This is a genomic window from Streptomyces sp. NPDC006384 (assembly GCF_042870695.1).
Lineage (GTDB): Bacteria > Actinomycetota > Actinomycetes > Streptomycetales > Streptomycetaceae > Streptomyces.
Map to the genome: position 1 here is coordinate 59,431 of NZ_JBIAHR010000034.1, position 21,924 is coordinate 81,354.

Here is a 21,924-nt window from a genome sequence, read left to right on the forward strand (position 1 = left end):
GGGGGGGGGGGGGGGGGGGGGGGGGGGGGGGTGGGGGGGGGCGCGCGCGGGGGCGCGGGGGGGCGCGCGCGGGGGCGCCCGCCCCCGCGCCCCCCCCCCCCCCCCCCCCCCCCCCCGCCTGTCGGTGTTCAGCGCAGCTCGACCAGGAGGTCGCCGCCCTCCACCTGCTGGATGCGGTTGATGGCCAGCCTGCCGACGGTGCCGGCCCTGGGGGCGGTGATGGCGGCCTCCATCTTCATCGCCTCGATGGTGGCGACGGTGGCGCCGGCCTCCACCTCGTCGCCCTCCGAGACGGCGAGGGTCACCACGCCGGCGAACGGCGCCGCGACGTGGCCGGGGTTCGCACGGTCGGCCTTCTCGGTGACCGGGACGTCGGAGGCCGCCGCCCGGTCGCGGACCTGGATGGGCCGCAGCTGGCCGTTGAGGGTGGACATCACGGTGCGCATGCCACGCTCGTCGGCGTCGCCGATGGCCTGGAGCTCGATGAGCAGCCGCACCCCGGGGTCGAGGTCGACGGCGTACTCCTTGCCCGGGCGCAGCCCGTAGAAGAAGTCCTTGCTGTCCAGGACGCTGGTATCGCCGTAGGTGGCGCGGTGGGTGTCGAACTCGCGCGCCGGGCCGGGGAACAGCAGCCGGTTGAGGGTCGCCCTGCGGTCCTCGGCCAGCCCGGTGCGGTCGTCGGCGCTCAGTTCCGCGACCGGCCGGGCCTCGGCGCGGCCCCGCAGCGCCTTGGTGCGGAACGGCTCGGGCCAGCCGCCGGGCGGGGTGCCGAGCTCGCCGCGCAGGAAGCCGATGACGGAGTCGGGGATGTCGAACCGGTCGGGCTCGGCCTCGAAGTCGGCCGGGGAGACGCCGGCGCCCACCAGGTGCAGGGCCAGGTCGCCGACCACCTTGGAGGAGGGCGTGACCTTCACCAGGCGGCCCAGCATGCGGTCGGCGGCGGCGTACATCGCCTCGATGTCCTCGAAGCGGTCGCCGAGGCCCAGCGCGATGGCCTGGGTGCGCAGGTTGGAGAGCTGGCCGCCGGGGATCTCGTGGTGGTAGACGCGGCCGGTGGGTGAGGCGAGGCCCGCCTCGAAGGGGGCGTAGACCTTGCGGACGCTCTCCCAGTACGGCTCCAGGTCGCCGACGGCTCCCAGGTCGAGGCCGGTGGGCCGTCCGGTGTGGTCGGTGGCGGCGACGATCGCCGACAGGGACGGCTGGGAGGTGGTGCCGGCCATGGAGGCGACCGCCCCGTCGACCGCGTCCGCGCCGGCCTGGATCGCGGCGAGGTAGGTGGCGAGCTGGCCGCCGGCGGTGTCGTGGGTGTGCAGGTGCACCGGCAGGTCGAACTCGCGGCGCAGGGCGGAGACGAGGGTCGCCGCGGCGGGCGCGCGCAGCAGGCCGGCCATGTCCTTGACGGCCAGGACGTGGGCGCCGGCGTCCACGATCTGCTCGGCGAGCCGCAGGTAGTAGTCGAGGGTGTAGAGCTTCTCCGCCGGGTCGGACAGGTCGGCGGTGTAGCACAGGGCCACCTCGGCGACGGCCGTGCCGGTCTCGCGTACGGCGTCGATGGCGGGGCGCATCTGGCCGACGTCGTTGAGGGCGTCGAAGATGCGGAAGATGTCGATGCCGGTGGCCGCGGCCTCCTGCACGAAGGCGTCGGTGACCTCGGTCGGGTACGGGGTGTAGCCCACGGTGTTGCGGCCGCGCAGCAGCATCTGGAGGCAGATGTTGGGCACCGCCTCGCGCAGGGCGGCCAGCCGCTCCCACGGGTCCTCGGCGAGGAAGCGCAGGGCGACGTCGTAGGTGGCGCCGCCCCAGCACTCCAGGGACAGCAGCCCGGGCAGGGTGCGGGCGACCGCGGGGGCGACGGCGAGCATGTCCTTGGTGCGCACGCGGGTGGCGAGCAGCGACTGGTGGGCGTCGCGGAAGGTGGTGTCGGTGACGCCGATGACGGGCGAGTCGCGCAGCCGGCGGGCGAAGCCCTCGGGGCCGAGTTCGGCGAGGAGCTGCCGGGAGCCGGCCGGGGGTTCGCCGGCGGGCAGGGGCGGCAGCTTGGTCAGCGGATCGACCAGGTCGGGGCGTTCGCCGTGGGGCTTGTTGACCGTGACGTCGGCGAGGTAGGTCAGCAGCTTGGTGCCGCGGTCGGCGGACTGCCGTGCGGTGAGCAGGTGCGGGCGCTGCTCGATGAAGGAGGTGGTGACCCGGCCGGCCCGGAAGTCGGGGTCGTCCAGCACCGCCTGCAGGAAGGGGATGTTGGTGGCGACGCCGCGGATGCGGAACTCGGCGACGGCGCGCCGGGCACGGTTCACGGCGGTGGCGAAGTCCCGGCCGCGGCAGGAGAGTTTGACCAGCATCGAGTCGAAGTGGGCGCTGATCTCCGTACCGGCGTGGGTGGTTCCGCCGTCGAGGCGGATTCCCGAGCCGCCGGGCGAGCGGTAGGCGCTGATGGTGCCGGTGTCCGGGCGGAAGCCGTTGGCCGGGTCCTCGGTGGTGATGCGGCACTGCAGAGCGGCGCCGCGCAGGGTGATGTTCTCCTGGGCGAGGCCGAGGTCGGCCAGTGTCTCGCCGGCGGCGATGCGCAGCTGGGCCTGGACCAGGTCGACGTCGGTGACCTCCTCGGTCACCGTGTGCTCGACCTGGATGCGCGGGTTCATCTCGATGAAGACGTGGTTGCCGTCGCGGTCGACGAGGAACTCCACGGTGCCGGCGTTGCGGTAGCCGATCCGCCGGGCGAAGTTCACGGCGTCGGCGCAGATCCGCTCGCGCAGATCCGGGTCGAGGTTGGGCGCGGGGGCCAGCTCGATGACCTTCTGGTGGCGGCGCTGCACCGAGCAGTCCCGCTCGAAGAGGTGGATGACGCCGCCCTCGCCGTCGGCGAGGATCTGCACCTCGATGTGGCGCGGTTCGATGACGGCCTTCTCCAGGAAGACCGTGGGGTCGCCGAAGGCGGAGGCCGCCTCGCGGGAGGCCGCCTCGACGGCCTCCCGCAGCTGGGCGGGTTCCTCGACGCGGCGCATGCCGCGGCCGCCGCCGCCCGCGACGGCCTTGACGAAGACGGGGAAGCCGATGCCGTCGGCGGCGCGGACGAGTTCGTCGACGTCGGTGGAGGGGGCGGAGGAGCCCAGGACCGGTACCCCGGCCTCGCGGGCGGCGGCCACGGCGCGGGCCTTGTTCCCGGTCAGCTCCAGGATCTGCGCGCTCGGTCCGACGAACGTGATGCCCGCCTCCTCGCAGGCCCGGGCCAGTTCGGGGTTCTCGGACAGGAAGCCGTAGCCCGGGTAGACCGCGTCCGCCCCCGCGCGGCGTGCGGCGCGGACGATCTCCTCGACGGAGAGGTAGGCGCGCACCGGGTGCCCCGGCTCCCCGATCTCGTACGCCTCGTCCGCCTTGAGCCGGTGCAGCGAGTTGCGGTCCTCGTGCGGGAAGACCGCGACGGTGCGCGCGCCCAGCTCGTACCCCGCGCGGAACGCGCGAATGGCGATCTCGCCGCGGTTGGCGACCAGCACCTTGCGGAACATGGTGGATCCCTTCAGCCTGCCGGTGACGAAAGACCATGGTGTCGGTGGCACCGCCGGTACGCCATGTGAGCCGGGCCACTCCGAAGGCGTCCGTGCCCCGGCTCCCCGGGGCTTCCTCCCGCCGCCTCACCGGCGCGGACGCTTCACCGCCGCAGGTGCTTCGGCACCGCCCGCATCGCACGGCGCACCGCGTCGCGCGACCGTCGGTCGGGTCGAGGGGCTCGAAGCCGTGGTGGCCGGGCCGTGGGGCACGTCGATCGCCTCGACGCCGGCCCCGCGCTCCTCGGCCGCGGTCCGGAACTCCGCGGCGGCATCCCGGCCACCTCCGGGCCCGCCGTGTCGCCCCAGTGCTCCCGCCGTCGTGGGCCGGGGACGGCAGCCCCCTCGGCGGCCCGAACGGCGCGCCGGTGACGCCCGGTCAGGGCGCGTCGCCCCGCCAGTCGAAGCGGCGGGGGTCGCCGGGACGGGGGGCGTAGAGGGACCGGCCGCCCGGGCCGTAGCGGCCTATCTCCGTCGCCAGGGTCACGCCCCGGCCGTGCTCGTCGCCGGTGAGGTCCGTGATGTCCAGCAGCAGGCCGTCCAGGGGGCCGCCGACCAGCTGCGCGTACGCGCGTCCCGGCCGGGGGCCGGGGGTGTCGTGGTCGGCGCCGTAGACCCGGCCTCGCATGAACTCCACCTCATCCATGGCAGACAGCCTCGCATCCGCCACTGACAACGCGGGCGGACGAGCCCGGGCCCGGCGGCGGAGGAGGGGGCGGGGGCGGCGCGGCCGTTCCTTGCCGCGTCACCGTGCTCCCGCACCTTCCTGCCGGTGCCGGGACCCGCGGACCGCCCGGCGCACGCCTCCACGCTTCCGCCGCGGCGCGGGTCGGGCGTGGTAGACAACGCGGGTGGCGGGCACTGGCAATGACGTGCCACGACCGGCACCGCACGACGACAGGAGTGAGCAGCCCGTGCTTGTGAAGACATTCCGCTGGGCCTTCGCCGCCACCGCCCTCGGCCTCGCCGCGGGCGTGCTGTACGACGGCTGGACCGCGCTCGGCGTGGTGGCCGTCCTGGCCGTGCTGGAGGTCTCGTTGTCCTTCGACAACGCGGTGATCAACGCCGGGATCCTGAAGAAGATGAGTGCCTTCTGGCAGAAGATCTTCCTGACCGTCGGCATCCTGATCGCCGTCTTCGGCATGCGTCTGGTCTTCCCGGTCGTGATCGTCGCGGTCACTGCCCGGCTGAGTCCGTGGAAAGCCGTCCATCTCGCCGTCACCGACAAGGAGCGGTATCAGGAGCTGGTGACCGACGCCCACCCGTCGATCGCCGCGTTCGGCGGCATGTTCCTGCTGATGATCTTCCTGGACTTCGTCCTCGAGGACCGGGACGTCAAGTGGCTGGGCGTGATCGAGCGGCCGCTGGCCAAGCTCGGCAGGGTCGACATGCTGTCGGTCTGCGTCGCCCTGATCGCGCTGCTCGTCACCTCGACGACCTTCGCCGTCCACGCCCACCAGCACGGCGGCATCCACGCCGACAAGGCGGAGACGGTACTGATCTCCGGCGTCGCGGGCCTGGTCACCTACATGATCGTCCACGGTCTGTCCGGCTTCTTCGAGAGCCGGCTGGAGAGGGAGGAGGAACGCGAGCACGAGGCGGAGGAGAGGGCCGGCCGCGCCGGGACCGCCCGCTCGGGGGTCACGCTGGCCGGCAAGGCCGCGTTCTTCATGTTCCTCTACCTGGAGGTCCTGGACGCCTCGTTCTCCTTCGACGGCGTCATCGGCGCCTTCGCCATCACCAACGACATCGTCCTGATGGCCCTGGGCCTCGGCATCGGCGCCATGTACGTGCGGTCCCTGACCGTCTATCTGGTCCGCCAGGGCACCCTGGACGACTACGTCTACCTGGAGCACGGCGCGCACTACGCCATCGGCGCCCTCGCCGTCATCCTCCTGGTCACCATCGAGTACCAGATCAGCGAGCTCGTCACCGGCCTCATCGGCGTCGTCCTCATCGGCGCCGCCTTCTGGTCCTCCGTGCGCCGCAACAAGGCCCTCGCCGCCGGGTGACGCGGCGTCAGGACGGGATCGGCGCACTGCGTCCTGGGCACCGAACAGGTGCGCTACATTTTGCAGCGCCTCGACCGCGATCGTCCGCGATCCCTCACGCTACGGAGCCGGCACCCCCATGAGCGACATCGTCAACGGACTCGGCCGTGCCACCGCATACGGCGCCCTGGGCCTGCTCCTGCTGGTCCTCGGCATCATCCTGGTGGACGTGCTGACGCCCGGGAAGCTCGGCCGGCAGATCTGGGAGCAGCGCAACCGCAACGCCGCGCTGGTGCTCAGCTCGGCGCTGCTCGGCATCGGCGGCATCGTGTTCACCTCGATCTGGACGACGTACGAGGACTTCGGCAAGGGGCTGGTGTCGACCGCGGCCTTCGGACTGCTCGGGCTGGTGATGATGGCGCTGGCGTTCCTGGTGGTCGACCTGATCACGCCGGGGCGGCTGGGCGCGACGCTGGTCGAGCCGGAGCCGCACCCGGCGGTCTGGGTGACGGCCTCCTGCAACCTGGCGGTGTCCGCGATCGTCTCCGCCTCCATCGCCTGACCCTCCCCGTGGCGCTGCCCCGCCCGGCGCCGCAGCGCCACGGGTGTCCGCCGTGTCGCACGGCGGCTCAGCCGACCGTGGCGGGCGGCGGGGTCCAGCGGCGGGTGCGGGCGACGCCGTACTCCTTCTTCAGCTGTTCGGGGATCGCGTAGTGCATGACGCGTCCGCGGGTCAGGGTGGACAGTTCGAGCATCGTGGTGAGGTGCCCGAGCCGGTCCAGGGCCCAGGCGCCGAACGGTGAGCGGTCCTCGATCGTCTCCAGGACGCCGAGGAGGTGCGGCGCCGCCTTCACGAGGGTGTCCCAGGAGGTGCGGGGCACCTGGAGCCAGTCGGCGCACGTGTCGCCGACGAGGTAGCGGATGAGGGCGGAGACGACCGGGTCGAAGAGCGTGCCGGGGACGACCTCCTCGTAGAGGTCGATGAGCTGCCGGGTCAGGTGCGCGCCCTCCTCCGAGGGGCCCATGTGGCGCAGCATGTACAGGTCGAGGAACTGCCGGGCCTCCGCGAGCGTCCGCGGTACGGCGGTCTGGTCGACGCCGAGGACGGCACCGACCACGCGCCAGGCGTAGAAGTAGGCGTCGGCTCCCTCCTCGGACATGTGGATGCCGAGCCGGTGCAGGCTGTCCAGGACGGTCAGGGAGAAGAACATCTGCCCGCCGATCATGTCCTCCTGGCAGATCGGCACGCCGTGGGCGTCGGTGTCCCAGCGGTTCTCCCGCTTCAGGTGGTGGCGGATCGCGGCGTGCAGCAGGCGGACCTTCTGGGCGGCCGGGATGAAGCGGCCGCCGGCTTCGAAGGCGTCCGGCTGCATCAGGTAGACGGTGAACTGGCCGGTCTCCGCCATGCGTTTGGAGGGATAGCTCAGTCCGTGGGTGGCCGACAGGAGCCTGGCGACGTGCGGGACGAGGTAGCAGGCGGGCATGGACGCGAAGGACAGGGCGGTGGAGATGTGCACGTTGTTGTCGATGAAGAACAGCCGGGCCTTCTCCATCTCGGCCCAGTTCACCCAGTCCGGCGGGGTGCCGGTCGCCCTGAGGTACTCCCGGGCCACTCCGGGGAGCCCGGCGGGGAGTTCCTGCCCGGCGGTGGAGACGTAGCGCATCAGGGAGTTGAACTTGCCGACCTCGCCGCGTTCGAACAGCGTGGCGACGACGGCGTCGGCCAGTTCGTCGCCCTCGCGGCGCAACGCGTCCATCGACGTCTCGGTGTAGGTCATCACGGTCTCCTCGGTGGTGGCGGGGGGTGACGGGACGACTGCCCGGCGGCCGGGCGGGCAGTCAGTGGGCGCGGTCGGTCGCCAGGCGCGCGAGATCGTGCAGGGCCCGGCGCGCGACGGGTGGCACGTCGACGTCGTCCAGGGCGCGGGTGGCCAGCTCCACCCGGGTGAGGATCATCCGCTCGATCCGCTGGGGCGCCCGGAGCTCCCGCATGAGATCGCGTACGTCCTCGAGATGGGTCCCGTTCAGGTCGGGCCGGCCCAGCATCCGGCGCAGCCGTTCCCTCTGGGCGGCGTCGGCGGACCGCCAGGTCTCGGCGAGCAGCGCGGTGGGCCGGTGGGTGCGCAGGTCGTCGAGGGCGGCCTTGCCGGTGCGGTCGGGGTCGCCGAACAGTCCCAGCAGGTCGTCGCGGAGCTGGAAGGCCTCGCCGAGCGGCAGGCCGTAGGCGGAGTAGCCGTCGCGCAGTGCGGGGGCGGCGCCGGCGAGCAGTCCGCCGAGGAGCAGCGGGTGCTCGACGGTGTACTTGGCGGTCTTGTAGCGGACGACCTTCAGGGAGGTGCCGGTGTCCGGGCGTCCGCCGGTGTGCAGGATCTCCAGGCACTCGCCGGCGATGAGCTCGCGGGCGAGTTCGGCCCACAGGCCGCGGGCGCGGGCGAGATAGGCGGCGGGCAGGCCGCTCTCGGCGAACAGGCGGCCCGCGAGGGCCATCAGGTGGTCGCCGACCAGCATGGCCAGGGAGCGGGCGGCGGTGCGGGCCCGCGGGGCGCTGTCACGGGCATCGCGCGAGGCGGTGCCCTGAGCATCGCGCGAGGCGGGGTCCAGGGCCGCTTCGAGGGCGACGTGGACCGTGGGCCGGCCGTGACGCAGGGGGCTGTCGTCGATGAGGTCGTCGTGGACGACCGCCGCGGCGTGCACCAGTTCCATGGAGGCCGCCGCCCGCACCAGAGCGTCGCTGTCGGGCTGCCCGGCCGCCCGCCAGCCCCAGTAGCAGAAGGCGGCGCGCAGCCGTTTGCCGTGTCCGGCCGCGCTGCGCAGCTGCTCCGCCACGGGGACGAGAGCCGCGTCGACGGCCACCAGTTCACCGGCCTCCTCGGCCAGGAAGCTCCGCAGGACGCCGTCGACGCGCGTCCTGAAGGCGGCCGGGGCCCAGCACTCAGACATCGTCACCGTCGGCCGCCCGCCGCGCCAGCACCTGCCGGGCGAGCACCTCGAGGTGGGCCGGCGGCACACCGGCGTACCGGTCCAGGGCGAGTCTGCCCCGGGCCCGCAGGTCCTGGTCCGCCTCGCGTACCAGGTCGGCGGTGTCCGAGCGGCGCAGGAGTCCCCGCAGCGCGCCCAGCGCCGAGCCCGCCGTGCTCACCGCCAGATCCGCGATTCCGGCGACCAGCAGCACCGCTTGTTCGTCCCGGCCCGGGCCGCGCGGCGTCGAGTGCGTCATGCATCTCCCCCAAGGAGGCGTCGTCACGGACGAGCCTGGTCCGCGGCTCGTCCCGTCCGATCATGACGGTGGCCTCGGGGCCGGGGATCACCGAATCTCCCTTTGAGGGACACGGCCGAACACGCGTCAGAGGGAAATGGCGGGAACCGGGCCGGACGGCGGTGAGGGTCTCCGGCGTGCAGGACGGGTCGCCGAGCGCCTCCTCCACCACCGCGGGCTCGGCGCCGCGCGCCGCGGCCGGCAGGCGGACGACGGTGTGGCCGGTGGCCCCGGTCGTCACGGCGGCGCCGGAGGCGGACGGACGGCGTGCGGCGGCCCACGTCCTGCCGCGCGGCGGTGTCGTCGATCTCCCGCTGCAGGGCGGGCGGGGGGCCCGGCGCACCGCTGGACGGTGACCGCTTCCTGGGCGCAGCAGACGGCGTGCGAGATCGACGTGGCCGCCTTCGTGCTGGACGAGGACGAGCAGGTCTCCTTCGACGAGGACTTCGTCTTCTACGGCGCCCCGGAGAACCCGGGCGGCACGGTGCGGCTGCTGAGCGACGGGCCCACCGAGCAGACCGTCAGCATCGGCCTCGTCACGCTGCCGCCCTCGGCGCGCAAGGTCGTGGTCGCCGCCGCCGTCGACGGCTCCCCGGCCTTCGGCGACGTCGGCGCCCTGCACATCAGCTCCGGGCCCGGCGCCGGCGCGGCGGCCCTGGTGCAGGCCACGCTGGACGCCGCCACCTCCGAGCGCACGACGCTGCTCGCCGAGATCTACCGGCGCGGGGGGAGCTGGCGCCTGCGGGCCGTGGAGCAGGGCTACGACCACGGGCTGGGCGCGCTCGCTCGGAGCTACGGCGTCGACATCGCGGACTGACCGCGGCGGGCGTGCCGGCGACACCGCCGACGGGGAGGCGCGACGGCGGGCCGGGACGTGGAGCGGCCCGGCCCCGCCGCGCGCGGGGCCGGGCCGGACGGGGGCCTCCCCGCCACGCGCCGTACGGTCAGCGTTCCTCGCGGAACGGGACGTGCTCCCCCGCCACCGGGTCGTACTTGCGCAGGACGAGCCGGTCGGGGTCGTTGAGGCGGTTCTTGCGCGTCACATAGGTGACGCCGGTCCCGGCGGTCGACTTCAGCCGGACGACCGGGCGTGCGGTACTGCGTGCCATGGGTGCTCCTTCCGACGGCCGCGGGGCCCGAGACGTTCTGACCCGCGCATGCCAGTCACGTCCCTCAACACCTCCGGTCCCCCGCACATTCCCCGCGGACGGACGGGCGCCCGCATCACGCGGACGACGGAGTCGGGGCCGGCTGCTGCGCACACGGACCGGGAAGGGCGCGCACGGGCCCTGTCGGGGGCGGCGGGGGGTCAATAGCCTGGTGCGGTTAGGCCGTTGTCGACCGAGGAGCCTCATGTCCATCGCGCAGCAGGTCCCCGACATCCTCTCCCCCGAGTTCGCGGCGAACCCCTACCCGGCCTACCGGATGATGCGGGAGAGCGCCCCCCTCATCTGGCACGAGGCCACACAGAGCTGGATCGTCTCCCGTTACGAGGACGTGGAGCGCGTCTTCAAGGACCGGGCCGGACAGTTCACGACGGAGAACTACGACTGGCAGATCGAGCCCGTGCACGGCCGGACGATCCTGCAGATGAGCGGCCGTGAGCACGCGGTGCGGCGGGCGCTGGTCGCGCCGGCCTTCCGCGGGGCCGAGCTGCAGGAACGGTTCCTGCCGGTCATCGAGCGCAACTCGCGCGAGCTCATCGACGCGTTCCGGCACACGGGCCGCGCCGATCTCGTCGCCGACTACGCGACCCGCTTCCCGGTGAACGTCATCGCGGACATGCTGGGCCTGGACAAGGCCGACCACGAGCGGTTCCACGGCTGGTACACGTCGGTCATCGCCTTCCTCGGCAACCTCGCGGGCGATCCGGAGGTGGCGGCGGCCGGTGCCCGTACCCGGGTGGAGTTCGCCGAGTACATGTTCCCGATCATCCGGGAGCGCCGGGAGAATCCGGGTGACGACCTGCTGTCCACGCTGTGCGCCGCGGAGGTCGACGGCGTCCGGATGAGCGACGAGGACATCAAGGCGTTCTGCAGTCTGCTGCTCGCGGCGGGCGGTGAGACCACCGACAAGGCGATCGCCGGCATCTTCGCCAACCTGCTGGCGCATCCCGACCAGCTGGCAGCCGTGCGCGAGGACCGCTCCCTGATCCCCCGGGCCTTCGCCGAGACGCTGCGCTGGACGCCGCCGGTCCACATGATCATGCGGCAGTCGGCGACGGAGGTGGCGCTCAGCGGCGGCACGATACCGGCGGGCGCGACCGTCACCTGTCTGATAGGCGCGGCCAACCGGGACGAAAGCCGTTACCGGGACCCGGACCGCTTCGACATCTTCCGCGACGACCTGACCACGACGACGGCGTTCTCGGCCGCCGCCGACCACCTCGCCTTCGCCCTCGGCCGGCACTTCTGCGTCGGGGCGCTGCTGGCGAAGGCCGAGGTCGAGACCGGGGTGGGCCAGCTCCTGGACGCCATGCCCGACGTACGGCCGGCCGAGGGGTACGAGGTGGTGGAGCGAGGGGTGTTCACGCGCGGGCCGCAGTCGCTGCCGGTGCGGTTCACGCCCCGCGCCGCCTGACGGACCGCTGCGCGAGGGGGTCCGTCAGACGGCCACGGGGGTGAAGCGGACCGGCAGGTCCGTCAGTCCGCGCATCCAGATCGAGGGGCGCCAGGTCAGCTGCCCGGGTTCCACCGCGAGGACGAGGTCGGGAAGCCTCTCCAGCAGCGTCTCGACGGCCGTGCGGGCGATGACGTCGGCGAGCATCGGGGCCGGGTAGGGGCAGCGGTGCTCGCCGTTGCTGAAGGACAGGTGGGCCGAGTTCTCGGCGCCGACGTAGGCCTCGGGCCAGATCTGCGGGTCGGTGTTGGCGGCGGCCAGGCCGAGGACGAGGCAGTCCCCGGCGCGGATCTGCCGGCCGCCGAGCTGGGTGTCGTGCACGGCCCAGCGGCCGATGAAGTTCTGGGTGGGGGTGTCCAGCCACAGCACCTCGTTGAGGGCCTCGCCCACGCTGAGGCGGCCGCCGGAGACGTTGAGGGCGAAGCGTTCGTCGGTGAGGAGCAGTCTGAGGGTGTTGCCGATCCAGTTGGCGGTGGGCTGCTGGGCGGCGGCGATCACGGAGATCAGGTCCTGGACGATCTGCTCGTCCGTGAGGCCCGCCGGGTGGGTCAGCATGCGCGAGGTGACGTCCGGGCCGGGCCGGTCCCGCTTCTCCCGGACCAGCCGGTGGATGCGCTCGCCCACGCGCGCGTACGCGGCGACCGGGTCGTCCCCCTCGGCGGCGTCGAGGGAGATGCGCAGGTCGTCCACGAGCTGCCGGGTGTCGGCGCCGCTGTGCGGCATTCCGCACATCCGGACCGCGGCGTGCATCGGCAGGGCGTGCGCGTAGGTGCTCATCAGCTCGGCCCGGCCGCTGCCCGCGAAGGAGGCGATGAGCACGTCGGCGAGGTGCCGGCAGTCGCGGGCCAGTTCGAACTGGTCGATCGCGGCGAGCGCCTGGGTGATGACGCCGGCCCGCCGCCGGTGTTCCTCGCCCTCGGTGAACAGGACGGACGGCTGGTGGCCGACGTAGGGCATCAGCGGCCAGTCGGGCGGGATGGCGTCCCACTGGTTCCAGCGGCGCGAGTCCCGGGCGAACAGTTCGTCGTGGCTGGTGACGTAGCTGACCTCGGTGTAGCCGAGGACGAGCCAGGCGGGGATGTCGCCGTCGAGGAGCACGGGCGCGACGGGGCCGTGTTCGCTGCGCAGGCTGCGGTAGAGCTCCGCGGGGGTCTGCTGGTACTCCAGGCCGGCCAGCGCGACGGCGCCCCGGTGGGCGGGGCAGGCCGGCGCGGCGGTACGGCCGGACGCGGGCTGGGTGTCGGTGTCGGTCACGGTGCGCTCTCCTGCGCCAGGGCCAGTTGGTAGAGGTGGTCCACGAGGGTGACCAGCACGTGCTTCCCCGAGGTCCGTACGCGTGCGTCGCAGTCGACGAGGGGGACGCGGTCGGACAGGGCGAGCGCCTGGCGGATCTCGTCGAGGGAGTGCGCGCCGGTGTCGCCGTCGAACCGGTTGACGGCGACCACGAAGGGGGTCCGGTGGTGTTCCAGGCGGTCTATCGCGTACCAGGAGTCGTCCATGCGCCGGGTGTCGACGAGGACGACCGCGCCGAGGGTGCCCGAGAAGAGCCGGTCCCACAGGAACCAGAAGCGTTCCTGGCCGGGGGCGCCGAAGAGGTAGAGCACCATGCGGTCGTTGAGGGTGATGCGGCCGAAGTCGAAGGCCACGGTCGTGGTGGTCTTGGCGGTGACGGCGCCGGTGTCGTCGACGCCGACGCCGGCCTGGGTCATCACCTCCTCGGTGTTGAGCGGCCGGATCTCGCTGACGGAGCGCACGAGGGTCGTCTTGCCCACGCCGAACCCGCCCACGACGACGATCTTCAGTCCGGTGTCGGCGGCGTCGCCGAGCGGCGTACGGCCGGACGGGGCCGTCCCGGGGGCGGGCGGGGACTCAGAGGTTACGGAGCCCATGGAGCACCTCCTTGAGAAGGGCGGTATCGGGGTGGGAGGCGACGGACTGCCCGAGGCGGGGGTGGCGTGCGGTGATCCTGCCGGTGGCGAGCAGGTCCCCGAGGAGGATGCGGACCACGGTGATCGGCAGTCCGAGCTCCGCGGCGACCTCGACCACGGCCGTGGGGTGCCGGCACAGGCCGAGGATCCTGACGTGTTCCGACTGCATGCCGGCCGTCGGCTCGCACTCGCTGACCACCAGGGTGACGAGGTCGAACGAGTCGTCGGCGCGGCTGCGTCCGCCGGTGACCGTGTAGAGCCGGTCCGGTTCACCGGTGTCCACGAGCCTGCGCGTCACGACGAGGTGCTCCCGGGGGCGGCGTGCCGCGGCTCGGCCCGCAGGTGGTCACCGATCTGTTCGATCATCTCGGTCATCTGGTGGCCGACCACGCCGGGGTCGGCGTCCTCCTCCGCCACGACGGCCAGGTGGGCTCCCTCGCCGGCCTCGACGATGAACAGCAGGCCGCCGTGGAACTCGGTCATGGAGTGCCGGACGCCGCCGGTTCCGTTGCCGAACTCGACGGAGGCGCCCTGGGCCAGGGCCTGGATGCCCGAGCAGATGGCGGCGAGCTGGTCGGCCCGGTCCAGGCTCAGGTGTTCGGTCCAGCAGAGTTTGAGGCCGTCGCGCGAGAGCACCAGGGCGTGGCGGGTGCCGGGTGTGCGGTCGAGGAGGTTCTGCAGGAGCCAGGTGAGGCTGTTGTCGGTGGTCTGCATGGCGGGTGATGGGACGGTGGTTCCCGGTTCTGCGGTCACCGGCCCGATCCTCCAATCTCACAGGCTCGAGGGGCGAGGGGACTCGGGCTTCGGGGGCGCTGCGTGCCGTGCCGTCCGCCCTGGGGTGTCCGGTCCGGGCGTCGTGGTGCCGCCGGGGGGAGTGCCGCCGGGAGGGGTGCCGCCGGGGTGGGTGGCTGCGCCGGGCCGGGCCGCGCCGTCGGCGGACGGGGTGGGTTCGGCGGTCGCCGTGGGGCGGTCGGGAGGCGTCGTGCCGTCGTGCGGTGCGGCGGCGTCATGGGGCTCGGTGCCTGCGGCCCCCGACCGGCGTCCGCGGTGGAAGGCTCCGAACTGTGTCCCGGCGTCGCGGGGCACGGGTACCTGGGGCGTCCCGTCGTGCGCCCGCGGCCTGTCGCCGTGGCGGGCGGACTCGGCGGCGTACTGCCGCAGGCGTTCGCGTTCCGCCTCGGCCATGGTGCGGCCCGGGGAGCGCACGGGCAGGCCGCCCGGCGTGGCGGCGGCCGGCCGGGCCGGCCCGGCCGGCCGCTCCGTCGGGTCCGGCCGTGTCACGGGGCCGACTTCGAGGTCCGGTCGTGTCACGGGGCGGGCTTCGGGGACGGGCCGGAAGGGCGGCGGCGGTTCCGCGGCGGGCAGGTGGGCCGGTACGGCGCGGGTGGGCCGGCCGACGGCTCCGGCCGGTACGGGTTCGCGCTGCTGGGCGAGGAGGTGGGGCGGCAGCAGGACGACGACGCCCGTGCCGCCGCGGGAGGAGGGCCGGTAGCTGACGCCGATCCGGTACTTGGCGGCCAGTCGTCCGACGACGGCGAGGCCGAGCCGGGTGCCCTGCAGCTGCGCCAGGTCGGTCATCCGTCCCGACACGGCCTCTTCGGCGTGGTGCATGGCGGCGTCGGCCATCTTCAGTCCGCTGTCCTCGATGGTGACGACGATCCCGGCGGTGCGTTCCTCCACGTAGACGTGGACCTCGTCGATGGGCGGCGAGAAGTTGGCCGCGTTGTCCATCAGCTCGGCGAGCAGGTGCATGACGCCTTCGGCCGCGTAGCCGGAGATCGCGGCGGTCGAGGCGCAGTGCATCCGGACGCGGCGGTAGGCGGCGATGCGGCCGACGGCGCCGCGCAGGATGCTCTCCATGACGATGGGTTTGTTCCACGCCCGGCTGGAGCGGCCGCCCATCAGGATGGCCAGCCGGTCGGTGACGAGGCCGAGCTGCGAGGTGCTGTGGTCCAGGCGCATCAGGTCGCCGAGGACCTCCTCGCCGTGCCGGTCCTGCATCTCGCGCAGGTCGGCGAGCATGCTGACGGCCTTGGCCTGGACGCGGCTGAGGGACTTGGCGGCGGCGGCCTGCGCGGCGGCGGTGCGGCGCTCGCTGTGGGCGAGTTCGCGGACGAACCGCTCGGCGCACGCCCGCAGTTGCGGGTGGTGCGGCAGGTCCAGGCCGTCGAGCACGTGGTCGGCGGAGGTGCCGTCGCGCAGTTGCGCCACCGCGGCGGGCAGGGTGCTGCCGGTCAGGTGTTCCAGCTCGGCGGTGATCTGCCGCGTCTCCTGCCGGGTCTGCTGCTGCCGCGCCTCGAGGGCCGTGGCGTCCCGTACGGCCGCCTCCAGCAGGGTGGCGAAGCTCCGGACGACCTGGGGCAGGTGCGGGCCGGGGACGGGTGCCGCGTTCGCCACGGCCTCGTCCGCCGGCACCCCGTCGCGCACCTGGCGGGCGATGCCCGGCAGGGCGACGTTGACCAGGTGCAGGCACGCGGCGTTCTCGTGGGCGAGGCGGGCTCTGAGGGTGCTGTTCTCCGCTCTCCCCTCCGCCTCGGCCCGCCGGGCCCGCCGGACCTGGTGGGAGCCGACGGTGACGGTCACGGCCACGCACAGCCAGCAGGCCGCCACGAGGGCCGCGGCCCATTCCCGGGCGGCTCCGGGAGCCGTCACCCAGGCGGCTCCGGCCGCCGCGGCGGCGGCCGGCAGCGCCACCAGGGGCACGGTGGGCGCGGTGCGGGGCGCTTTCCGGGTCCGGGGCGGGGTGGGGGGTGCAGAGACGGGCATTCCGCGGTCCCTCTGGTCCTTGAGAGCGGGGGGAGGCCGATCGGCATGTGTCGGCCGCGAGTCGGGGGTGCCCCTCCGGGGGCGGGACGGCGGTCCCGGCGGGCTTGCGGCTCATGCTAGTCACCGCCTCGCACGCGCAGGCCGGACCGGCCGCAGACCCCGCGCAGGAGCGAACTTCCGCGGTTTTCCGGCACACGAACTCACTTGTGTGGTACGGCCGTGCGGCGCCGCCCGCCTCGTCGGTTCCGGCCCCCGGCGGTCCGCGTTCCGACGCCGTCCGGGTGACTGTGGGATGCGGTGGGGTGCGACAGCGGATCGGATGGGGGCATGCGCAGACCCATGTCCGTGGCCCTCGGCCACTCACGCCTGCTCAGGTCAGGCGTCGTCCTCGCCGTCCCGTCCCTCCTGCTGGCCCTGTGCGCGGTGCCCGCGTCGGCCGACGACCCCGGCGGAGTGCCCCCCCGCGGCACCGCCTACATGGGCCGGGGCGTGCTGGCCCACGAGGGCGTGCAGGGACAGCCCGCCGGAAACCGGGTCACCCAGACCGAGGGGGTCGACGTCTCCAGCCATCAGGGCAACGTCGCGTGGCAGTCCCTCTGGGACAGCGGAGTCAGGTGGGCCTATGTGAAGGCCACCGAGGGGACGTCCTACCGGAACCCGTACTACGCCCAGCAGTACGGCGGTTCGCAGGAAGTCGGCATGATCCGCGGCGCCTATCACTTCGCGACGCCGGACACCGCGGGCGGCGCCGCCCAGGCCGACTACTTCGTCGACCACGGCGGCGGCTGGACGAAGGACGGCTGGACACTGCCGGGGGTCCTCGACATCGAGTACAACCCGTACGGGGAGACCTGCTACGGCAGGACGGCGAGTCAGATGGTCGCCTGGATCCGCGACTTCCTCGACCGGTACGAGGCGCGCACCGGCCGTGAGGCCGTCATCTACACCTCCACCAGCTGGTGGAAGCAGTGCACGGGGAACTACAGCGGCTTCGGCTCCTCCAACCCGCTGTGGGTCGCCCGGTACGCGTCGGCGGTGGGCGAGCTCCCGGCCGGCTGGGACTTCCACACCATGTGGCAGTACACGTCGTCCGGGCCGATCGTCGGGGACCACAACAAGTTCAACGGCGCGCTGGACCGCGTGCAGCAGCTCGCCGACGGCTGAGCCCGCTCCGGGGTGCGGTGGGCCGGCCGCGCGGGTCAGTGGCCGGTCCGCCGCCCGAGTATGCCGGTGACCTGCCGGCGCACCACCTCGCGCGCCCGGGCCGGCAGGGTGCCGACGTCCGTGCGCTCCAGGGCGTCGAGGGCCTGGTCGGCGCCGTCGTCGCACGCGGTGGTCCCGCCGAGGACCTCGTAGCCGTCGCGGACGGCGATCCGCAGACGCCGCCGTCCGTCGGTGCCGGTGTGCACGGCGGTGGCGACGACCAGGGGCGGCGGCCCGCCCGGTTCGGCGGGCTGCTTGTGGTAGCCGCTGTCCTCGGGCGTGCGCCAGCGCAGGGCGAGCAGCAGGTGACGCTTGGCCACGACCTCGCCGAGGTCGGTCTCGTACGTCCCGTCCGGGCCGAGCACGGTGGCGCGGGCGTCGAGGACGAGGGCGGCCGGCAGCAGGCAGCGCAGGCTGCTGCCGGCGATGTTGCCGCCGACCGTGGCGGTCCGGCGCACGGCGCCGGTGCCCACCGAGCCGGCCGCCCGGCGCAGCACCTCGGGCACACGGTCGTCCACCCGGTGCAGCACCACGGCGCCGCCCAGCGCCTCGGGCCCGACCACGGTGGCCTGCGGCAGCCTGCTCAGCGACACGGCCTGCTCCGGGAAGCCGTCCCGCTGCCAGGCGGCCCACACGAGCGTGGCGCCGCCGACGGGCACCGCTCCCTCGGCCATGCACTCCTGTGCCTCGGTCAGGGACGTGGGCAGACGCAACAGCACGGCGATCGACCTGCTTTCCCGGAAGCCGGCGGCCGGACGGCGCGCGTCCCGCCGCGTGATCACGGTCCTGTCGCATTGTCCGCACCGCCGCGGGGGCGCGTACAGGGCTCACTCCCGGACGGTGTGCGCCCCTTGCGCGCCGGAGCACTCCCGGTCTTCGCCTCAGTCCTGTTCCAGGGGGCGCTTGTAGTAGCGCCAGGGGAAGGAGCCGGGGCCGGCCTGCGTCCACCCCTCGTCCTCCAGCCGGCGGCGCCGCGGGCCGACCGCGAAGGGCACCCTGCGGTGCTCCCACGGATGCGCGGACTTCTCGACCACGTGGAAGAAGGGGCCGTAGTCGACCACGTGCCAGCCCTCCCGGCCGGCCTCGGCGAGCGCCTGCATCTCGTTGAAGGCCGTCAGGGGCGTCAGGACCCGCCGTTCGGCCTCGCCGGACAGGTCCGGGGCGGGGCCGGCCTTGCCGGCGAACCGCTGCTGCGCCGCCTGCCGGCTCACGCCGAGGACACCGCCGACCGTCTCCCAGCTCTGTCCGGCGGCCCGGGCCCGGTGCACCGCCTCGCGGAGCAGCCGGTTCGCCTCCTCCTCGCCGACACGGCCGGCGGCCACCAGCCGCAGGTATCCCCGCGGGTCGTGCTCCAGCGACTCGACCAGTCCGTCCGGGGCGCCGAGCACCGCGGCCGCGACACCCTCCCGGATCCGCAGGATCTCCTCGGGGGTGAGCAGTTCGTTCTCGTTCGTCATGCGTCAAGGCTTCCTTGACAAGATCGCATTTGTCAAGGAAGCCTTGACATCGTCGCGGTCGTGGACGCCGCGCCGGTGCCCCCCGGGCGGGGCCGGAGTGACACACGGCATGTCTGTGTCCGACGAAGCGGGGCATCCGTGCAGGTGCAATGCCGTACACGACAGATCGGGAGCTGAGAACCGCCATGACGCACGACCTGACCCCGGAGTACACGGTCCCCGGCATCGAGCGTGAGGCCGCCGGACGGCTGATCGGCGTGCTGCGCCTGCGCCTGCACGCCCTCAACGACCTGCACCTGACGCTCAAGCACGTGCACTGGAACGTCGTGGGTCCGCACTTCATCGCCGTGCACGAGATGATCGACCCGCAGGTCGACCAGGTGCGCGAGATGGCGGACGACGTCGCGGAGCGCATCGCCGCGCTCGGCGGAGTGGCACAGGGGACGCCCGGGGCCCTGGTGTCCGAGCGGACCTGGGACGACTACTCCATCGGCCGGGCCGACGCCATCGCCCACCTCGGCGCGCTGGACGTCGTGTACACCGGTGTGATCGAGGGCGTGCGCGCCGCGGTCAAGGAGGCCGGTGAGATCGACCCCGCCACGGAGGACCTGCTGATCGGACAGCTGCGGGACCTGGAGCAGTTCCAGTGGTTCGTGCGGGCGCACCTGGAGACCGCCGGGGGTTCCCTGACGACGGGCGGCGCCGAGTCCGAGGCGGAGGGCGCCGAGCAGGGCTCGAAGGTGGCCCGGGGCAAGAGCGCGCGGTGACGCCCGAAGGGGTCCTGTCGTGCCGGGCCGGCACGACAGGACCCCGTGGCGTTCAGCGCGCGGGCCCGCTCCGGCGGCCGAGGCGGACCCCGGCGAGCACCAGGTCGGCGACCAGCACGGCCGCACCGATGACGAACAGGACGAACAGGCCCTCGGCGGCCACCCCGATCACCCCCAGGACGAGCGCCACCAGCAACAGCAGCAGGAACAGGCTCACGGTCGTCTCCCCTCGGACGGGCTCCCCGGCCGGACTCCCCGGACGGGTCCCGGGCGGCCCCGGACCGCTCAGCGCCGGGCGAGCCGGCGTTCGCCCTGGCTGCCCGGCTCGTAGGGCAGGTCGTAGTGGGCGAACACCGCCCCCTCGGACGCCGCCTCCAGTTCGCCGTCGGGATCGATCCCGGGGGCGTCCTTGACCAGGCCCTTGTCGTACGGGACCTTCAGGTAGCCGGGTCCGACGGTGGCCTTCTCCAAGGGCACGAACACCAGCCGGCGGCGGGTCGGGAGACCGGTCGTGACCGCGGCGAACGCGGGACGGTCGGTGACGGTGTCGACGTAGATGGACTCCAGACTCCCGATCTTGTGGCCGTCGTTGTCGACGACGTCGTGGCCACGCCAGTCACGGATGTTGTCAGCCTCGAACATGGCTCGCCTTCCCTTCCCAGGACGCGTTCCCCTGTCGTGTTCCCCGCTTCGTGCCCGAGTCGCACGGTCTGTCCCCACTGCTGCGCATCCGCCCGTTCACGGGCCCGCGCAAGCCCCCGGCCCGGCCGGACGGGAGGCCGCCGCGCTAGGCTTCCCGGGCCGAAGAGCCGTCCCCGCCGGTGCCGGGCGGGGCGACGCGTACGAGTCCGGCAGTTTCCCGGAGGAGATCGAGTGTGGACGACGCCACCCATCCCATGGGCCACCCGGCCGAGCGGCGGGACGGGGCCGTGCTGGACGTGGGGCCGTTGTCCGGCCGTCCCGGTCTGCGTGCGCGCGGGGAGATCAACGTGATCACCCGCCCGTCCTGGGAGAAGGCCCTCGCCGAACTGGCGCGGCGGCACGCGGACGTGTCCTACCTGGAGCTGTCGGAGGTGCGCTTCGTGGACGTGGCCGGGGTGGCGGCGCTCGCGGTGACCGCCATGAACCTGCCCGCCGGCCGGGTCGTCGTGGAGCAGCCGCCGCCTCAGTTGCCGCGGGTGCTGGAGATGTTCTGGCCGTCGCTGCCCGGGATCGAGGTGAGCGCCCGATGAGCACGGCGACGACGGACGGTGCGTTCGTGCACCCCGCGCTCTTCTACCGCTCCGAGCGGGACTACGCCTTCCACACCGTGGCGTTCGTGCGCGAGGGGCTGGCGGCGGGCGAACCGGTGGCGGTGGCCGTCCCGGCCCCCCGCCTGGAACTGATCAGGGCGGAGCTGGGCCCGGACGCCGGGCGGGTCGTCCTCCTCGACATGACGCAGGCCGGACGCAACCCGGGACGGATCATCCCCAAAGTCCTCAGGGCGTTCGCCGACGAGCACGCGCCGGCCCGGGTGCGCATCATCGGCGAGCCGATCTGGGCCGGGCGCAGCGCGGCCGAGTACCCGGCGTGCGCCCAGCACGAGGCGCTCATCAACGCGGCCTTCGCGGGCCGCGCCGCGACGATCCTGTGCCCGTACGACACCTCCCGGCTGGACGCGGAGGTCCTGGCCGACGCGCGGCGCACGCATCCGACGGTCGTCGCCGAGGGCCGTGAGGAGGCCAGCGGGGACTACGACTGGCGCGCGGTCGTCGCCCGGTACAACGAGCCGCTCCCCGTCCCGCCGGGCACCGCCGTGCACTCCTTCGGCTCCTCCGGGCTCCCCGGGGCCCGCCGCTTCGCCGTGGAGCGGGCCGCGTCGCTCGGGCTGGGCGGGCAGCGGCTGCAGGACGTGGAACTGGCCGTGGCGGAGCTGACCACCAACAGCGTGGTCCACGGCGGCGGGCGCGGGACGCTGGCCGTCTGGGCCGAGGAGGGGCAGCTGGTGTGCCAGGTCCATGACGCCGGACGGCTCACCGACCCGCTCGCCGGGCGCCGCCCGCCCGAGCGGGGCCAGATCGGCGGACGGGGGCTGCTGCTCGTCCACTACGTCGCCGACCTGGTGCGGACGCACACGGCGGACGGCGGCACGACGGTCCGCTTCCAGCTCGCCCTGCCGGGTTCCTGACGCGCAGGTGTACGAGTTTCGGACCGGGGTAGGCGCTCTGTCGTCGGCCGAGGAACGCACACTGACAGGGCCGATCGACAGGGAGGGCACCTCATGACGGCGACGACCGTGGAGACGACCGGGCACCGCACCACCGGGATGCCGGAGATCGCGGACCCGTCCAAGGTGGCGCCCCGGGACGCGCGGGAGCTGTCGAAGCGGTTCTTCGACCGGCTGGCGGTACTGGAG

24 protein-coding genes and 1 pseudogene are annotated in these 21,924 nt (G+C 73.6%); 10 read left to right on the forward strand and 15 right to left on the reverse strand.

The window, feature by feature from the left end:
• Window positions 1–128 precede the first annotated feature (128 nt).
• Together ACFYOJ_RS33210 and ACFYOJ_RS33215 are read right to left on the reverse strand one after the other, a co-directional pair.
• Window positions 129–3,503 carry a pyruvate carboxylase gene (locus ACFYOJ_RS33210; protein ID WP_356557369.1) on the reverse strand — a complete coding sequence of 1,125 codons (3,375 nt, stop codon included), beginning with the start codon at window positions 3,501–3,503 and terminating at the stop codon, window positions 129–131.
• Window positions 3,504–3,921: 418 nt separating this feature from the next.
• The gene (locus ACFYOJ_RS33215) at window positions 3,922–4,188 is read right to left on the reverse strand and encodes a hypothetical protein (protein WP_356557368.1); all 267 of its coding nucleotides are present in this window, start codon (window positions 4,186–4,188) and stop codon (window positions 3,922–3,924) included.
• A 268-nt stretch (window positions 4,189–4,456) separates the two neighbouring features.
• Between ACFYOJ_RS33215 and ACFYOJ_RS33220 the strand changes: the two genes are divergently transcribed.
• Together ACFYOJ_RS33220 and ACFYOJ_RS33225 are read left to right on the forward strand one after the other, a co-directional pair.
• Complete coding sequence (locus ACFYOJ_RS33220; protein ID WP_356557367.1) at window positions 4,457–5,554, forward strand: DUF475 domain-containing protein; 1,098 nt, start codon at window positions 4,457–4,459, stop codon at window positions 5,552–5,554.
• 118 nt (window positions 5,555–5,672) lie between these two features.
• Window positions 5,673–6,095 carry a DUF350 domain-containing protein gene (locus tag ACFYOJ_RS33225; RefSeq protein WP_356557366.1) on the forward strand — a complete coding sequence of 141 codons (423 nt, stop codon included), beginning with the start codon at window positions 5,673–5,675 and terminating at the stop codon, window positions 6,093–6,095.
• A gap of 67 nt (window positions 6,096–6,162) precedes the next feature.
• On the opposite strand, the gene ACFYOJ_RS33230 is transcribed toward ACFYOJ_RS33225, so the two are convergent.
• From ACFYOJ_RS33230 to ACFYOJ_RS33240, 3 genes are all read right to left on the reverse strand, one after another.
• Entirely contained in the window at window positions 6,163–7,311 is a 1,149-nt protein-coding gene (locus tag ACFYOJ_RS33230) for an oxygenase MpaB family protein (RefSeq protein WP_356557365.1), read from the reverse strand.
• Between the two features lie 61 nt (window positions 7,312–7,372).
• Window positions 7,373–8,473, reverse strand: a complete 1,101-nt coding sequence (locus ACFYOJ_RS33235) for a polyprenyl synthetase family protein (RefSeq protein WP_356557364.1) — start codon at window positions 8,471–8,473, stop codon at window positions 7,373–7,375.
• Window positions 8,466–8,750, reverse strand: coding sequence for a polyprenyl synthetase (locus tag ACFYOJ_RS33240; RefSeq protein ID WP_356557363.1), 285 nt, complete (start codon window positions 8,748–8,750; stop codon window positions 8,466–8,468). Before ACFYOJ_RS33240 ends, ACFYOJ_RS33235 begins: the two co-directional genes overlap by 8 nt.
• Before the next feature lie 176 nt (window positions 8,751–8,926).
• On the opposite strand from ACFYOJ_RS33240, the gene ACFYOJ_RS33245 reads away from it, so the two are divergent.
• Entirely contained in the window at window positions 8,927–9,145 is a 219-nt protein-coding gene (locus ACFYOJ_RS33245) for a hypothetical protein (protein ID WP_388598458.1), read from the forward strand.
• Entirely contained in the window at window positions 9,142–9,606 is a 465-nt protein-coding gene (locus ACFYOJ_RS33250; RefSeq protein ID WP_388598460.1) for a TerD family protein, read from the forward strand. The genes ACFYOJ_RS33245 and ACFYOJ_RS33250 overlap by 4 nt, the downstream gene beginning before the upstream one ends.
• 127 nt (window positions 9,607–9,733) lie before the next feature.
• Here the strand turns inward: ACFYOJ_RS33250 and rpmG are convergent, their stop codons facing one another.
• Window positions 9,734–9,898 (reverse strand): 50S ribosomal protein L33, encoded by a 165-nt coding sequence (rpmG, locus tag ACFYOJ_RS33255; RefSeq protein WP_019330754.1) that lies wholly within the window; start codon window positions 9,896–9,898, stop codon window positions 9,734–9,736.
• A gap of 244 nt (window positions 9,899–10,142) precedes the next feature.
• Between rpmG and ACFYOJ_RS33260 the strand changes: the two genes are divergently transcribed.
• Complete coding sequence (locus ACFYOJ_RS33260) at window positions 10,143–11,369, forward strand: cytochrome P450 (RefSeq protein WP_356557362.1); 1,227 nt, start codon at window positions 10,143–10,145, stop codon at window positions 11,367–11,369.
• 24 nt (window positions 11,370–11,393) lie between these two features.
• Here the strand turns inward: ACFYOJ_RS33260 and ACFYOJ_RS33265 are convergent, their stop codons facing one another.
• From ACFYOJ_RS33265 to ACFYOJ_RS33285, 5 genes are read right to left on the reverse strand one after another with little or no spacing between them, the layout of a single operon-like run.
• Window positions 11,394–12,662: a cytochrome P450 gene (locus tag ACFYOJ_RS33265; protein WP_356557361.1), complete on the reverse strand. Its 1,269-nt coding sequence runs from the start codon at window positions 12,660–12,662 to the stop codon at window positions 11,394–11,396.
• Window positions 12,659–13,297, reverse strand: coding sequence for an ATP/GTP-binding protein (locus ACFYOJ_RS33270; protein WP_356557360.1), 639 nt, complete (start codon window positions 13,295–13,297; stop codon window positions 12,659–12,661). The genes ACFYOJ_RS33265 and ACFYOJ_RS33270 overlap by 4 nt, the downstream gene beginning before the upstream one ends.
• On the reverse strand, window positions 13,278–13,634 hold the full coding sequence (locus ACFYOJ_RS33275; protein ID WP_356557359.1) for a DUF742 domain-containing protein: 357 nt from the start codon (window positions 13,632–13,634) through the stop codon (window positions 13,278–13,280). Before ACFYOJ_RS33275 ends, ACFYOJ_RS33270 begins: the two co-directional genes overlap by 20 nt.
• On the reverse strand, window positions 13,631–14,050 hold the full coding sequence (locus ACFYOJ_RS33280) for a roadblock/LC7 domain-containing protein (RefSeq protein ID WP_356557358.1): 420 nt from the start codon (window positions 14,048–14,050) through the stop codon (window positions 13,631–13,633). Before ACFYOJ_RS33280 ends, ACFYOJ_RS33275 begins: the two co-directional genes overlap by 4 nt.
• Window positions 14,051–14,107: 57 nt before the next feature.
• Window positions 14,108–16,102: an ATP-binding protein gene (locus ACFYOJ_RS33285; RefSeq protein ID WP_356557357.1), complete on the reverse strand. Its 1,995-nt coding sequence runs from the start codon at window positions 16,100–16,102 to the stop codon at window positions 14,108–14,110.
• A 327-nt stretch (window positions 16,103–16,429) separates the two neighbouring features.
• Between ACFYOJ_RS33285 and ACFYOJ_RS33290 the strand changes: the two genes are divergently transcribed.
• Entirely contained in the window at window positions 16,430–17,266 is an 837-nt protein-coding gene (locus ACFYOJ_RS33290) for a lysozyme (RefSeq protein WP_356557356.1), read from the forward strand.
• A gap of 35 nt (window positions 17,267–17,301) precedes the next feature.
• Here ACFYOJ_RS33290 and ACFYOJ_RS33295 read toward each other — a convergent pair whose 3' ends face one another.
• On the reverse strand, window positions 17,302–18,024 hold the full coding sequence (locus tag ACFYOJ_RS33295) for an FAD binding domain-containing protein (RefSeq protein WP_356557420.1): 723 nt from the start codon (window positions 18,022–18,024) through the stop codon (window positions 17,302–17,304).
• Window positions 18,025–18,186: 162 nt separating this feature from the next.
• Window positions 18,187–18,762: a hypothetical protein gene (locus tag ACFYOJ_RS33300; RefSeq protein ID WP_356557355.1), complete on the reverse strand. Its 576-nt coding sequence runs from the start codon at window positions 18,760–18,762 to the stop codon at window positions 18,187–18,189.
• A 185-nt stretch (window positions 18,763–18,947) separates the two neighbouring features.
• Between ACFYOJ_RS33300 and ACFYOJ_RS33305 the strand changes: the two genes are divergently transcribed.
• A complete protein-coding gene (locus tag ACFYOJ_RS33305) occupies window positions 18,948–19,529 on the forward strand; it encodes a DNA starvation/stationary phase protection protein (RefSeq protein WP_356557354.1) in 582 nt (193 codons plus the stop codon).
• A gap of 52 nt (window positions 19,530–19,581) precedes the next feature.
• Here ACFYOJ_RS33305 and ACFYOJ_RS33310 read toward each other — a convergent pair whose 3' ends face one another.
• Both ACFYOJ_RS33310 and ACFYOJ_RS33315 read right to left on the reverse strand, forming a co-directional pair.
• Entirely contained in the window at window positions 19,582–19,746 is a 165-nt protein-coding gene (locus ACFYOJ_RS33310) for a hypothetical protein (RefSeq protein WP_356557353.1), read from the reverse strand.
• Between the two features lie 68 nt (window positions 19,747–19,814).
• Complete coding sequence (locus tag ACFYOJ_RS33315) at window positions 19,815–20,171, reverse strand: PRC-barrel domain-containing protein (protein ID WP_356557352.1); 357 nt, start codon at window positions 20,169–20,171, stop codon at window positions 19,815–19,817.
• A 254-nt stretch (window positions 20,172–20,425) separates the two neighbouring features.
• Between ACFYOJ_RS33315 and ACFYOJ_RS33320 the strand changes: the two genes are divergently transcribed.
• The 3 genes and pseudogenes from ACFYOJ_RS33320 to ACFYOJ_RS33330 all read left to right on the forward strand — a co-directional run.
• Entirely contained in the window at window positions 20,426–20,761 is a 336-nt protein-coding gene (locus tag ACFYOJ_RS33320) for an STAS domain-containing protein (protein ID WP_356557419.1), read from the forward strand.
• Complete coding sequence (locus ACFYOJ_RS33325) at window positions 20,758–21,696, forward strand: anti-sigma factor RsbA family regulatory protein (protein ID WP_356557351.1); 939 nt, start codon at window positions 20,758–20,760, stop codon at window positions 21,694–21,696. The genes ACFYOJ_RS33320 and ACFYOJ_RS33325 overlap by 4 nt, the downstream gene beginning before the upstream one ends.
• A 93-nt stretch (window positions 21,697–21,789) precedes the next feature.
• Window positions 21,790–21,924 (forward strand): annotated as a pseudogene (locus ACFYOJ_RS33330) (RNA polymerase sigma factor SigF); the annotation flags it as partial.

What these genes read in the sequence shown, in the direction of transcription:
- ACFYOJ_RS33240 (WP_356557363.1), bottom strand. Translation starts at nt 8,750, where the DNA reads ATGACGCACTCGACGCCGCGCGGCCCGGGCCGGGACGAACAAGCGGTG.
- ACFYOJ_RS33260 (WP_356557362.1), top strand. Translation starts at nt 10,143, where the DNA reads ATGTCCATCGCGCAGCAGGTCCCCGACATCCTCTCCCCCGAGTTCGCG.
- ACFYOJ_RS33235 (WP_356557364.1), bottom strand. Translation starts at nt 8,473, where the DNA reads ATGTCTGAGTGCTGGGCCCCGGCCGCCTTCAGGACGCGCGTCGACGGC.
- ACFYOJ_RS33300 (WP_356557355.1), bottom strand. Translation starts at nt 18,762, where the DNA reads ATGACGAACGAGAACGAACTGCTCACCCCCGAGGAGATCCTGCGGATC.
- ACFYOJ_RS33305 (WP_356557354.1), top strand. Translation starts at nt 18,948, where the DNA reads ATGACGCACGACCTGACCCCGGAGTACACGGTCCCCGGCATCGAGCGT.
- ACFYOJ_RS33230 (WP_356557365.1), bottom strand. Translation starts at nt 7,311, where the DNA reads ATGACCTACACCGAGACGTCGATGGACGCGTTGCGCCGCGAGGGCGAC.
- ACFYOJ_RS33320 (WP_356557419.1), top strand. Translation starts at nt 20,426, where the DNA reads ATGGGCCACCCGGCCGAGCGGCGGGACGGGGCCGTGCTGGACGTGGGG.
- ACFYOJ_RS33210 (WP_356557369.1), bottom strand. Translation starts at nt 3,503, where the DNA reads ATGTTCCGCAAGGTGCTGGTCGCCAACCGCGGCGAGATCGCCATTCGC.
- ACFYOJ_RS33315 (WP_356557352.1), bottom strand. Translation starts at nt 20,171, where the DNA reads ATGTTCGAGGCTGACAACATCCGTGACTGGCGTGGCCACGACGTCGTC.
- ACFYOJ_RS33290 (WP_356557356.1), top strand. Translation starts at nt 16,430, where the DNA reads ATGCGCAGACCCATGTCCGTGGCCCTCGGCCACTCACGCCTGCTCAGG.
- ACFYOJ_RS33285 (WP_356557357.1), bottom strand. Translation starts at nt 16,102, where the DNA reads ATGCCCGTCTCTGCACCCCCCACCCCGCCCCGGACCCGGAAAGCGCCC.
- rpmG (WP_019330754.1), bottom strand. Translation starts at nt 9,898, where the DNA reads ATGGCACGCAGTACCGCACGCCCGGTCGTCCGGCTGAAGTCGACCGCC.
- ACFYOJ_RS33225 (WP_356557366.1), top strand. Translation starts at nt 5,673, where the DNA reads ATGAGCGACATCGTCAACGGACTCGGCCGTGCCACCGCATACGGCGCC.
- ACFYOJ_RS33270 (WP_356557360.1), bottom strand. Translation starts at nt 13,297, where the DNA reads ATGGGCTCCGTAACCTCTGAGTCCCCGCCCGCCCCCGGGACGGCCCCG.
- ACFYOJ_RS33215 (WP_356557368.1), bottom strand. Translation starts at nt 4,188, where the DNA reads ATGGATGAGGTGGAGTTCATGCGAGGCCGGGTCTACGGCGCCGACCAC.
- ACFYOJ_RS33325 (WP_356557351.1), top strand. Translation starts at nt 20,758, where the DNA reads ATGAGCACGGCGACGACGGACGGTGCGTTCGTGCACCCCGCGCTCTTC.
- ACFYOJ_RS33280 (WP_356557358.1), bottom strand. Translation starts at nt 14,050, where the DNA reads ATGCAGACCACCGACAACAGCCTCACCTGGCTCCTGCAGAACCTCCTC.